Raw genomic sequence first — 13,257 nt, 5'->3', positions numbered from 1 at the left:
TCTATGCAGCCAAAAACATTATTTGATAAGATTTGGGACAATCATGTCGTTCATGAAATTGAGAATGGACCTCAGGTAGTTTATATTGACAGGCACTTTATCCATGAAGTAACGAGTCCACAAGCTTTTGCCGGACTCAAGAAAAGAGGCATAGGCGTTTTTAGACCAAAACAAACCATTGCCACTGCAGATCATAACGTACCTACACAAGATCAGCATTTACCAATCAAAGATGCACTATCAAAGCATCAGGTAGATACATTAATCAAGAACTGCGATGAGTTTGGTGTAGAGCTTTATGGTTTAGGCCATCCATATCAGGGCATTGTACATGTTATCGGGCCTGAGCTGGGCATTACGCAGCCTGGCATGACCATAGTTTGCGGAGACAGCCATACTTCAACGCATGGAGCATTTGGAAATATTGCTTTCGGAATAGGAACAAGTGAAGTAGAGCAGGTATTAGCCACACAGTGTGTACTTCAGAAGAAACCGAAAACCATGAAAATTCAGGTTGATGGAGAGTTGAAGAATGGTGTGCTTTCAAAAGATATCATTCTTTATGTGATCTCTAAAATCTCAACCAGTGGTGGAACAGGCCATTTTGTTGAATTCTGTGGAACGGCAATCGAAAACCTGTCTATGGAAGGGCGTATGACCATCTGCAATATGAGCATTGAAATGGGTGCTCGTGGTGGTATGATTGCACCAGATGATATCACTTTTAAATATTTAAAGGATAAAGAATTTAGCCCTCAAGGAGCTGAATGGGAAGCTAAGCTAGCTGAATGGAAAGAGCTAAAAACTGATGCTGAAGCTAAATTTGATGCTGAGCATTATTTCAAAGCTGAGGACATTGAGCCGATGATCACCTATGGCACCAACCCTGGAATGGGGATTGGTATAACAGGAAACATTCCTGCTTTAAATGGTGATATCAGTATTAAAAAATCTTTAGAGTATATGGCCCTTGAAGGAGGCAGTCAGCTACTCGGCAAGAAAATAGACTATGTCTTTATAGGCAGCTGTACCAACTCAAGAATAGAAGATTTGAGGCTTGTAGCCGAGCTTGTAAAAGGCAAAAAGAAAGCAGACCATGTGAATGCTATGATTGTACCCGGTAGTAAGCAGGTAGAAAAACAAGCGATTGAAGAAGGAATAGATAAAATATTATTGGCAGCAGGTTTTGAATTACGTCAGCCAGGATGTTCTGCCTGTTTAGGCATGAATGAAGATAAAGTGCCAAAGGGCAAATACTGCATTTCTACCTCCAATAGAAATTTTGAGGGAAGACAAGGGCCAGGAGCAAGAACGATGCTTGCCAGTCCTTTGACTGCAGCTGCGGCAGCACTTACTGGTCATATTACTGATGTTAGAGAATTATTGAATTAAGCTATGGATAAGTTCACAACATTAAAATCGACATGTATTCCACTTCCCTTACAGGATGTGGATACCGATCAGATTATCCCAGCTAGATTTTTGAAAGCTACAACCAGAGATGGCTTTGGAGATAACCTGTTTAGAGACTGGAGATACAATGAAGATGGAAGCCCAAATGAAGATTTCATCTTAAACAAAGGTCTTTCAGGAGAAATATTAGTCGCAGGAAGAAACTTTGGATGCGGATCAAGTAGAGAGCACGCGGCTTGGGCCATTTATGATTTTGGCATTAAGGTGGTGGTTTCGAGCTTCTTCGCAGACATCTTCAAAAACAATGCTTTAAACAATGGACTGTTACCAGTACAGGTAACTGATGGTTTTCTAAAGGCACTATTTAGTGCTATTGAGGATAATCCAGCTGTTGGCGTAACGGTGAGCTTAGAAAATGAAGAAATAAGCATTGATGGAACAGATTTAAAAGAATCATTTGACATCAACGCCTATAAGAAATATTGCATGATTCAGGGTTATGATGACATAGATTTTCTGATCAGCAAGAAAGAAGAGATTGAAGAATTTGAAACTAAGCAGAAATGAATATCAGCCCCGGAAAGTATTTGATTTTTTGGTTTAGGTTGAATATTGGGGCTGAATATTCTATTTCAATAAATGACATAAAGACAGCATGAATAAGAAGATTGCGATATTACCTGGTGATGGGATTGGCTCTGAAGTAACTGAACAAGCGCAGAAAGTACTTGCCACAGTTGCTGAAATTTATGGCCATCAGTTTGAGATGGAATCTGCTTTGGTGGGAGCAGCGGCTATTGATGCTACTGGCAATCCATTTCCAGAGGCTACCGAAGAGGTTTGTAAAAAAGCTGATGCTATTCTATTTGGAGCCATCGGCCACCCAAAATATGATGACGACCCGAAAGCCAAAGTAAGACCAGAGCAAGGATTATTGGCCATGCGTAAAAAGCTAGGTCTCTTTGCCAATATACGACCGGTAACCAGCTATGATGCTTTACTCCCTATCTCCCCACTTAAAGAAGAGATCATTAAAGGAGTAGATTTTGTGGTATTCCGTGAGCTGACAGGTGGTATCTACTTCGGCCAGCCGAGAGGAAGATCAGAAGATGGCAACAGTGCTTTTGATACCTGTAATTACTCAAAAGAAGAAATCATTCGTGTTAGCAAGCTGGCCTTTGAATCTGCCAGAAACAGAAGAAAGCATGTCACTTTAGTTGATAAGGCCAATGTTTTGGCTACCTCAAGACTATGGAGAGAAACTGTTCAGGAACTTGCTTCGAACTATCCAGATGTGACGTTAGATTTCATGTTTGTGGACAACGCTGCCATGAAGATCATTCAGAATCCAAGGTTTTTTGATGTAGTACTTACTGAGAATATGTTTGGTGACATCATCACTGACGAGGCATCAGTAATTTCAGGATCATTGGGTATGTTGCCTTCCGCATCTGTGGGTGTAACGTCAAGTTTATTCGAGCCAATTCACGGATCATATCCTCAGGCAGCCGGAAAAAATATAGCTAATCCATTTGGTGCAATCCTTTCAGCGGCCATGCTTTTGGAATACGCCTTTGGTCTGAATGATGAAAGTGAGCTGATCAAAAAAGCAGTTGACGATTGTGTAAACGCAGGTTTTGTAACTGAAGATATCAATAAGGAAAACCCTAAGTCTACCACTGAAGTGGGTGACAAAATTGTATCGCTAATTAAAGAGCTTTCAACAGTAAATTCGTGAGCGATGAAAGAAATAGAAAATTTTTATTGCTTTTGTCAGCAACTATTGTTGATATTTAAACTTCGAAAACGAGATGAGAAATATAAATATCATTATTACCCTAATTATTGTTAGCGTCATTCACATGACAGCGGAGGGTTACTGATATATATAAAATTAAAATATCAAATCGCCATCCGCTCTCCAGCGGATGGCGATTTTTTTTTGTGTAAAAATTAAAAATAGGCATTTATAAACAACGCAATTATGTATTACAACAATGACACCACGGTATTCCTAGATGGGAAATGGATCAAGGCCAAGGACGCCTCATCCGGTATGTACAACCAGACCATGCATTATGGTAATGGTGTCTTTGAAGGTATTAGAGCTTATCAAAGTACAGAGGGTTCAAACATCTTTAAAGCCAAAGAACATTTCGAAAGGCTGATCTATTCGGCTAAGAAAATGCACATCAAACTTCCATATTCTGTGGAGGAGCTAATACAAATTGCTTATACCCTGCTAGACAAAAATGAACTGGTCGATGCCTATATCAGACCATTAGTCTATGCCGGAGACAGCATGTCTTTGATGCCCTCTAATGATTCGCATGTATTTATGGCCGCCTGGAAATGGGAGAAGTATTTAGGCGATAAGCCTTTGAATGTTATGTTATCTTCATTTCAGCGACCTAACCCTAAGTCCTGTCATGTAGAAGCTAAAGTTGTTGGACATTACACCAATTCAATACTGGCAACACAAGAGGCGAAAAGCCTGGGCTATGATGAGGCACTATTATTAGACATGCACGGCAATGTAGCTGAAGGTCCGGGCGCCAATTTCTTCATTGAGCAGGATGGTGTACTATACACTCCTCCGGCTGGCAATATTCTTCCCGGTATCACCAGAGCAACCATTATTGAGTTAGCGAAGGAGCTTGATATCACTGTAGTAGAAAAGCATTTTACCATTGAAGAAGTCTACAAAGCAGACAATGCATTTTTTGTAGGTACAGCTGTAGAAGTTGCGCCAATAGCTTCAATTAATGGTGAGAAATTCAAGGGGTTATGGGAAGATTCTGCAGGTCATAATATCTATTTGATGTACCGCCAAAAAGTAAGATACAATCATTACCAGGGTCTTACTATCGTTTAATTCATGAGTAAAATACTTAATAAATATAGCCAGCAGGTAACACAAGATCCTTCTCAGCCGGCAGCGCAAGCTATGCTTCATGCTATTGGCTTGACTAATGAAGATCTTAAAAAACCACAAGTAGGGATTGCAAGCACAGGTTTTGAAGGAAACCCGTGCAATATGCACTTAAATGATCTGGCAGCAGAAGTTAAAAAAGCTGCGAATCAGGAAAACCTGATAGGGTTAATTTTTAATACCATTGGCGTTAGTGATGGTATTTCCATGGGTACTCCCGGAATGCGATATAGCCTTCCTTCAAGGGATATCATTGCCGATTCGATGGAGACGGTTGTTAACGCTCAAGCCTATGATAGCCTAGTGGCGGTGGTTGGTTGTGACAAGAACATGCCTGGGGCTATGATAGCTATGGGCAGAATTAACAGACCTTCACTTTTGATTTATGGCGGAACAATTAAACCCGGTTGTTTTAAAGATAAAAAGCTAGATGTTGTTTCAGCATTTGAAGCCCTTGGACAGAAGATAGCTGGCTCCATAAGTCAGGAAGATTTTGATGGTGTGGTGATGAATGCATGCCCGGGACCAGGCGCTTGTGGTGGAATGTACACTGCCAATACTATGGCTTCAGCTATTGAAGCTATGGGAATGAGCTTGCCTTATTCCTCTTCAAATCCGGCTACTGGCGAAGAAAAAGCACAGGAATGTATTGATGCAGGTAAGGCTGTTGCGCGATTGCTTGAAGCTGATCTTAAGCCAAGGGATATTGTCACCAAGGCTTCTTTTGAAAATGCCATAAGACTAATTACTGTTCTGGGTGGTTCTACCAATGCAGTGTTACATCTATTGGCTATTGCCAAAGCCTTTGAAGTTGATCTAACGCTGAATGATTTCGCCAGAATAAGTGCTGAAACACCCTATCTGGCAGATTTGAAGCCAAGCGGCAAATACTTAATGGAAGACCTCCACTTGGTAGGTGGTATCCCTGGGGTAATGAAAATGATGCTTGAAGAAGGATTATTGGATGGCTCATGCATGACTGTAACAGGAAAAACCATTGCAGAAAATCTTGCTGAACTCCCCGCATTACATGAAGCTCAGGAGATCATTCAACCTAAAGACGAACCTATCAAAGAAAGTGGACACATAAGAATACTGATGGGAAATCTGGCTCCAGAAGGTGCTGTTGCAAAAATCACTGGAAAAGAAGGTGAATTATTTGAAGGTTCAGCCAAAGTGTATGACAGTGAGTTCGATGCCAATGATGGCATCTCAGCTGGTGAAGTAAAAGCAGGAGATGTGGTTGTGATCAGGTATGAAGGCCCTAAAGGTGGCCCCGGAATGCCTGAAATGTTAAAACCTACAGCGGCTATTATGGGCGCTGGCTTGGGTAAAAGTGTGGCCTTAATCACAGATGGTAGATTCTCGGGAGGTACTCATGGTTTTGTTGTAGGTCATATTACACCAGAAGCGCAAGATGGCGGACCATTGGCACTTGTTGAGAATGGAGATACGATAAGAATTGATGCCCACGCTAATACAATAGAATTATTAATCGATGCCGCTGAATTCGATAAACGAAAAGCGGCATGGCAACCAAGACCACTTAAAAAACAAAGTGGTGCACTTTATAAATACGCAAAGTTTGTGTCATCAGCATCCGAAGGATGTGTAACAGATTTATAATATGGAAGCAATAACTAAAGAAGATAAAAAAGTTATTACCGGAGCGGAAGCTACCATTTTATCGCTACTTGCTGAAGGTACGGATATGGTCTTTGGATATCCTGGTGGTGCCATTATGCCTATTTATGATGCGCTTTATGGGTATCAAAAAGAACTAAGACATATATTGACACGTCATGAGCAGGGGGCAATCCATGCTGCTCAAGGCTTTGCAAGAATTTCAGGAAGACCAGGAGTGGTATTTGCTACTTCAGGGCCTGGAGCTACCAACCTTATTACAGGTTTGGCGGATGCCAAAATAGACAGCACTCCTTTGGTTTGTATCACAGGTCAAGTTGCTTCTACCCTGCTTGGAACTGATGCTTTTCAGGAAACGGATATCATTAGTCTTTCTATGCAGGCTACAAAATGGAATATCCAGATCACCAAAGCTGAAGATATACCGCAGGCCATTGCCAAGGCATTTTATATCGCTACTTCCGGCAGACCAGGGCCGGTGTTAATAGACATTACCAAGGACGCTCAGTTTGCTTCCTTGAATTACGAATACAAAAAGTGCACTGGTTTCAGAAGTTATAATCCTAAGCCAGCAATAGATATTGAAAAAGTTAAGCAGGCCGCTGAACTAATCAATAAAGCTAAAAAGCCTTATGTGCTGTTCGGACAAGGGGTAATACTGGCCAATGCTGAGAAAGAGCTTGCCACATTTGTTGAGAAAACTGGTATTCCTGCTGCATGGACTTTGCTAGGCTTATCGGCCTTACCTACAGACCATCCGCTAAATGTTGGGATGTTGGGCATGCATGGTAATTATGGCCCTAATAAATTGACCAATGAATGTGATGTTCTTATAGCTGTTGGTATGCGCTTCGATGACCGGGTGACTGGTGATTTAAAGCGATATGCCAAGCAGGCTAAAGTAATTCACCTGGAAATTGATCCGGCAGAGATTGATAAGAATGTTAAAGCTGAGGTAGCCATATTGGGCGATGCTAAGGCTTCTTTGAAACTTTTGATTGAACATTGCCACGCTAATGAGCATACCGAATGGTTAGAGGAGTTTGAAAAACTATCTGCTATTGAGTATGATAAAGTGATTGCATCAGAGCTCAACCCAACCAAACCTGGCCTGACAATGGGCGAGGTAATAAGGAGAGCAAATGAACACACAAACGGTGATGCTGTAGTTGTAACCGATGTTGGTCAGCACCAAATGGTAGCCTGCCGCTATGCTAAATTCAACAACTCGAAAAGTAATATCACTTCTGGTGGTTTAGGCACGATGGGCTTCTGTCTTCCTGCTGCATTGGGAGCCAAGCTGGCAGCACCTGAGAAAGAGGTAATTGCTGTAATTGGCGATGGAGGTTTCCAGATGACCATTCAAGAGCTTGGAACAATTTTCCAAACCAGAGCAGCAGTTAAAATTATCATTCTTAACAATGAATTCTTAGGAATGGTGAGACAATGGCAGCAGCTGTTCTTCGATAAGAGGTACTCTTCTACAGAACTTGTAAACCCTGATTTTGTGGCTATAGCTAAAGGATTTGGCATTGAGGCTTCATCTGTAAGTGATCGTGAAAATTTAGATCAATCGATACAGCAGATGTTTGATCATGATGGTCCTTACCTGTTGGAGGTAATGGTGGAAAAAGAAGATAATGTTTTTCCAATGGTACCATCAGGAGCATCTGTAGAAGATATCAGGTTAGAATAAATCGACTAACAACTTTAAAGCAATTAACGTGAAGCAGATATTCACCATAGTAATATTTACCGAAAATAAGATTGGTCTGGTTAACAGGATCACATCCCTATTTACACAGCGGCATATCAATATTGAAAGCATAACCGCATCAGAATCAGAATATTCAGGTATTCATAGATTCACCATTGTTATTGAAGAAACTCATGACCTTACTGTCAAGGTGGTCAAGCAAATTGAAAAGCAAGTTGAAGTACTAAAGGCGTTTTGCTTTACTGATCAGGAAACTGTGTATAGTGAAATCGCTTTATACAAAATCCAATTGACCCCGGACACAGACAAAGAGGCTTTGATGGAGATGGTAAGGAAAAATGATGCTTTTGTGAAGGAGCTGGTTGGTGATTTTATCATCATTGAAAAAACTGGTAAAAAACAGGAAACCCATGCTTTGTTTGAGGCTTTGTCTCCTTTCGGAATTCAAGGTTTTGTAAGGTCTGGCAGGGTTTCGCTTAGCAAGACTTACAGCACTTTTTCCAAGCATCTGCAGGATTTAGAAGCACACTCAAAGGACACTATCATTATCAGCTGATAACTACACTAATTAAAAATAAAAACTAGAAACATATTTAACTAAAGACAGAAAAATGGCAAAAATAAATTTTGGAGGCGTTACTGAAGATGTAGTAACAAGAGAAGAATTTCCATTAGAAAAAGCTCGTGAAGTACTAAAAAACGAAACTATTGCTGTACTAGGCTATGGCGTACAAGGCCCAGGTCAGGCACTAAATCTTAAAGATAATGGCTTCAATGTTATTATTGGGCAGCGTAAAAACTCTAAAAGTTGGGATAAAGCTGTAAGTGATGGCTGGGTACCTGGCGAGACATTATTTGAGCTTGAAGAAGCTTGCGAAAAAGGTACAATTATCCAATTTTTACTATCTGACGCTGGACAAATTTCCTTCTGGCCAACAGTAAAAAAACACCTTACCAAAGGTAAAGCATTATATTTTTCTCATGGTTTTGGAATAACCTATAAAGAAAGAACTGGCATCATTCCTCCAGATGATGTTGACGTAATTTTAGTAGCTCCTAAAGGGTCTGGAACATCACTAAGAAGAATGTTCTTACAAGGTAGAGGCTTAAATTCAAGTTATGCCATCTTCCAGGATGCTACAGGCAGAGCTAAAGAAAGAGTAACTGCTTTAGGTATAGGTGTTGGCTCGGGTTATCTATTCGAGACCAATTTCAAAAAAGAAGTATTTAGTGATCTAACTGGTGAAAGAGGCACATTAATGGGTGCTATTCAGGGAATTTTTGCTGCTCAGTATGAAGTTCTTAGAGCAAATGGCCACTCTCCTTCTGAAGCGTTTAACGAGACAGTGGAAGAGCTTACTCAGTCGCTAATGCCATTAGTTGCTGAAAATGGAATGGACTGGATGTACGCCAACTGCTCGACTACTGCACAAAGAGGTGCTTTGGACTGGTGGAAAAAATTTAAGGATGCCACAAAACCAGTGTTCGAAGACCTTTACAGCGAAGTAGCTGCTGGTAATGAGGCGCAAAAATCCATTGACTCTAATAGCAAAGAAGATTACCGCGTAAAACTTGAGGCTGAACTTACAGAACTGAGAGAATCAGAAATGTGGAGAGCAGGAAGTGCGGTTAGAAAATTGAGACCAGAGAATGAGTAATAAGCTCTGAGTTACGAGCTCTGAGTTACGAGCTGTGAGTTACGAGCTGTGAGCTATTAGTACTCTCGAAACTCATGGCTGGCAGCTCACAACTAAAACTAAATATGAACAATACAAGCACTACATTGATAGACGTTGAACAGATAAGGGTAGCAGCGGAGAATTTGAAAGAGGTTATTGTACATACTCCTCTGCTACCTAACCCTGTTCTTTCTGAGCGCTATGAGGCCAATATTTCCCTAAAAAGAGAGGATCTTCAGGTGGTTCGGTCTTATAAAATTCGTGGGGCTTACAATAAAATCCAAAGTCTTTCTGAGGAAGCCCTGAAGAATGGTGTAGTCTGTGCAAGCGCTGGAAATCATGCGCAAGGTGTTGCCTTAGCCTGCTTTAAGAAACAGATATTTGGCACTATCTACATGCCTGCCCCTACTCCAAGTCAGAAGGTGAATCAGGTAAAAATGTTTGGTAAGTCGTTTGTGAAAGTGGTGCTGGTTGGAGATACATTTGATGATGCCTTTGCGGAAGCAACAAAATTCTCAGAAAGTAAAAATGCTGCTTTCATCCCTCCTTTTGATGATATTAAGATTATCGAAGGTCAGGGTACGGTAGGAAAAGAAATATTAGATGACAGTGAAGCTCCAATAGATTATTTGATCCTGCCAATTGGTGGTGGCGGATTGGCTTCGGGTGTTTCCAGTTATTTTAAAACATTATCTCCCAACACCAAAATAATAGGTGTTGAACCTGCAGGAGCTGCGGCCATGAAAGCCTCTATCGACAAAGGTGAAATTGTCATTCTTGACAAGATCGATAAATTCGTTGACGGGGCAGCAGTTAAAAAAGTAGGTGACCTTACTTTTCAGATATGTAAAGAGCTGCTGGATGATGTCATTACAGTTCCTGAAGGTCAGGTTTGCGGTGAAATATTAAGCTTGTATAATGAGCAGGCGATTGTAGTTGAACCGGCCGGAGCATTATCTATTGCCGCGCTTAATATCTTAAAGGATGAGATCAAAGGCAAAAATGTGGTATGTGTTGTAAGTGGCAGCAATAATGACATTACCAGAACAGCTGAAATCAAGGAGCGCTCTATGCTGTTTGAAGGCCTCAAACACTATTTTATTGTCAACTTCCCTCAACGCGCAGGTGCATTGCGTGAATTCTTAACGGACGTGTTAGGACCAAATGACGACATTGCTTTGTTCGAATATTCAAAGAAAAATAGCCGTGAAAAAGGTCCTGCACTCATTGGCATAGAACTAGAAAACCGGGAAGATCTTAAGCCCCTTATGGCTCGAATGGAAAATAAAAAGTTCAGGTTTGAATATGTCAATGATCAGCCTGAGCTGTTTCATTATTTGATTTAGTTAAGAGGAAATAAGTAGCATCAGGAAATTGTTGCAATTCCTGATGCTACTTATTAATCAACTTCTAAAAGTGTATTGTATAGGTCAAAACAGGAAGCAAGGCTAGCTGATAGCCGTACTCTACTGACTTGGTATCGGAATCATAATATTGATCTAAACGGGCCTGGTTGTTCGTTACATTTTGAATATCCAACTTCAATTCCTGGCTTGTCTTTTTCCTGTCAATCCTGTAGACCACAGAAATGTTAGCCATAAACAAATCATCTCCTCTTTTAGAAAAAGCTTCTGACTCGTAATAAATGGCTTCATCCTGCTCAATGGAGGCTTGAATATCCATAGGCGTGTACCTTCGTGCCCCTTGCAAAGAAACCTTCGAGTTAAAACCAATTACCTTTTTCTTCCCCAGCTTCCTACTGATTTCAAATTCCTTTCCAAACAAAAAGTTGCCAACATAATTGCCATTGAATGCAGTGTTTCTTTCAATGTTATCCATAGCCCTATATTTTGAATCAAACAATGATGCTGTCATCAAAAAGAAATAATTGTTGTCAAAATATCGCTCCAAAGTGAGCTCAAGGCCATAATTTTTTCCAGTGCCTTCGTTTACAACTTTTCTATCTGTAAACCATTCAACCTGATTGATCAATGAATAGGAACTGGTGCTCAAATCTTCTACAGGTATGTCATAAAGATCCTGGTAATAGGCCTCCATTTTCAACAATAGATTTTCTCCCAATTTGTTTTCATAACCCAGCACATAATGGCGGGCTTTTGTGAAATCAAGGTTCATATTTGGCATCGATGTGTTGCCATTGTCATCAGTTACTATACTGTAATAATTGGTTAGGGATTCAAGCTTGCCATGGATACCAAAGCCTGCTGTCAAAGCCTGTCTTGGTGATAATTCCCATCTCATGCTTAGGCGTGGTTCTAAAAACTGGTTGCTGTTCAATGTGGTGCTCTGGGCATGAAGTCCACTTACAATTGAAAAGTCTTCCCATGGCCGATATTTCCAGCTTATAAAACCCTGATAGTGACCTGCATCACCATCCATATTCTGACCAATAACAAATTCATCCTCACCACTATCAAAATATTCACTATAAAAATCAAAATTATGCCGTGTATATATTCCACCTAATTGAAGGTTATGTTTCGCATTGACTTTATGGTTTAAGGTTGAGGCTAATTTTATTGTTTTTTTGTCCAGATTTGCCTCATCCATACGAATTAGGTTTTCCTGGCTATCTGGTTCATACCCTAAGTACCCACTGCCATTTTGAGAAACAGACACGCTATTTCGCAGATAGGTCTTAGTACCGAATGACCAATATTGAGTAATTCCAGCCACCCCCATGTTAGCCTGATAATCACCTTCGCTCAATAATCTGTCTTCATCTACTTCATCATATACGCTTTCTAGGATATTACTTTTTCCGCCAAGGCCAAAAATTGAAAATGTTCCGAATGTTTTGGTAGGCACATTGATTTTAAAAGACAAGTCCTGATACTTTGGAATCCCATCAAAATCAACTACACCCAGTTCGTTCAATATTGATAAGGTAGAATATCGGTAATTGACTAAAAACGATGCCCTGCCTCCTTTTACAAACGGACCTTCTGCTGAAAGTCCGGTTCCTAAAATCCCTACTGATGCGCTATATTCCCGCTGCTCATTATTCCCCTTTCTTAACTGCATATCAAATACCCCTGACAGCGCATTGCCATACTCAGGTGCAAAGGCTCCTGAGTAAAATTCAGAATTAGCCAACATTTCACTGTTCAATGCATTAATAGGCCCTCCTGTGGCGCCTTCATCAGAGAAATGATTGGGATTGGGAATTTCAATTCCCTCGAGTCTCCATTGAATACCCCTTGGTGAATTTCCCCTGACAACTATAAAATTATTGCCAGACGCATCTCCAGTTACCCCTGCATAGCCAGATACCATTCTGGCCGGATCATTAAATGATCCCGCATACCTTTTAGTCTCCTCAACGGTAAAACCGCGTGCACTAATCAATGCCATTTCATTGGCAATTTCAGATTTGTCAGCACCCGCAGTGATTACTATTTCATCCATACTGATTAGTGACTCCCTAACCTCAACTTCCAACAAAACTTCCTTGCCAGAAGTCACCAGTATATTTGGTATAATCCTGTCTTCATATCCGATGTATGATATTTTTAAGGACACCCGACCAACAGGAACATTCCCGATTCTAAATTCTCCATTTATGTCAGTGCTTGACCCGAGCAGCGGATTAGAGTCAATCACTATAACATTGGCTCCGGGTAGACTGATCTTAGAATCCTGATCTATTACTTTGCCCCTTATGGTCTGCTGAAGTTCCTGCGCCATGGTATGCGTCAGGTTCATGAAACTTAAAATTGTTAACGCAAACAGTACTTTTTTCATTTGATTGCCATTCATGTGTATGTTGTTTATTTTGATGTACACAGGGTTGACAACCAAGTAATGATTTACCCCTATCGGGGAATTAAAAAAATATGATAATTATTTTA

Annotated in this window: 10 protein-coding genes; 9 read left to right on the top strand and 1 reads right to left on the bottom strand. The window is 40.6% G+C overall.

What is annotated here, in order from left to right; translation table 11 throughout:
* The first annotated feature begins 3 nt into the window (after positions 1–3).
* From leuC to ilvA, 9 genes are all read left to right on the top strand, one after another.
* Complete coding sequence (gene leuC, locus RIB54_RS04915) at positions 4–1,392, top strand: 3-isopropylmalate dehydratase large subunit (protein ID WP_350099549.1); 1,389 nt, start codon at positions 4–6, stop codon at positions 1,390–1,392.
* Between the two features lie 3 nt (positions 1,393–1,395).
* On the top strand, positions 1,396–1,980 hold the full coding sequence (gene leuD / locus RIB54_RS04910) for a 3-isopropylmalate dehydratase small subunit (protein ID WP_350099548.1): 585 nt from the start codon (positions 1,396–1,398) through the stop codon (positions 1,978–1,980).
* Between the two features lie 88 nt (positions 1,981–2,068).
* The gene (leuB, locus tag RIB54_RS04905) at positions 2,069–3,151 is read left to right on the top strand and encodes a 3-isopropylmalate dehydrogenase (RefSeq protein WP_350099547.1); all 1,083 of its coding nucleotides are present in this window, start codon (positions 2,069–2,071) and stop codon (positions 3,149–3,151) included.
* Between the two features lie 246 nt (positions 3,152–3,397).
* Entirely contained in the window at positions 3,398–4,288 is an 891-nt protein-coding gene (locus tag RIB54_RS04900) for a branched-chain amino acid transaminase (RefSeq protein ID WP_350099546.1), read from the top strand.
* Positions 4,289–4,291: 3 nt separating this feature from the next.
* Positions 4,292–5,971, top strand: coding sequence for a dihydroxy-acid dehydratase (gene ilvD, locus RIB54_RS04895; protein ID WP_350099545.1), 1,680 nt, complete (start codon positions 4,292–4,294; stop codon positions 5,969–5,971).
* Position 5,972: 1 nt separating this feature from the next.
* Positions 5,973–7,685, top strand: a complete 1,713-nt coding sequence (gene ilvB / locus RIB54_RS04890; protein WP_350099544.1) for a biosynthetic-type acetolactate synthase large subunit — start codon at positions 5,973–5,975, stop codon at positions 7,683–7,685.
* Positions 7,686–7,713: 28 nt separating this feature from the next.
* On the top strand, positions 7,714–8,262 hold the full coding sequence (gene ilvN, locus RIB54_RS04885) for an acetolactate synthase small subunit (protein WP_350065018.1): 549 nt from the start codon (positions 7,714–7,716) through the stop codon (positions 8,260–8,262).
* Positions 8,263–8,317: 55 nt separating this feature from the next.
* Positions 8,318–9,364 carry a ketol-acid reductoisomerase gene (ilvC, locus tag RIB54_RS04880; protein WP_350099543.1) on the top strand — a complete coding sequence of 349 codons (1,047 nt, stop codon included), beginning with the start codon at positions 8,318–8,320 and terminating at the stop codon, positions 9,362–9,364.
* A 104-nt stretch (positions 9,365–9,468) separates the two neighbouring features.
* Positions 9,469–10,731, top strand: coding sequence for a threonine ammonia-lyase IlvA (ilvA, locus tag RIB54_RS04875; RefSeq protein WP_350099542.1), 1,263 nt, complete (start codon positions 9,469–9,471; stop codon positions 10,729–10,731).
* 64 nt (positions 10,732–10,795) lie between these two features.
* Here ilvA and RIB54_RS04870 read toward each other — a convergent pair whose 3' ends face one another.
* Positions 10,796–13,150 carry a TonB-dependent receptor gene (locus RIB54_RS04870; protein ID WP_350099541.1) on the bottom strand — a complete coding sequence of 785 codons (2,355 nt, stop codon included), beginning with the start codon at positions 13,148–13,150 and terminating at the stop codon, positions 10,796–10,798.
* Between the last annotated feature and the right edge of the window lie 107 nt (positions 13,151–13,257).

Origin of the sequence: Fulvivirga sp. (genome assembly GCF_040218215.1) — a bacterium.
In the GTDB taxonomy this organism is placed as follows: domain Bacteria; phylum Bacteroidota; class Bacteroidia; order Cytophagales; family Cyclobacteriaceae; genus Fulvivirga.
This window is presented reverse-complemented; position numbering and strand designations above follow the sequence as displayed.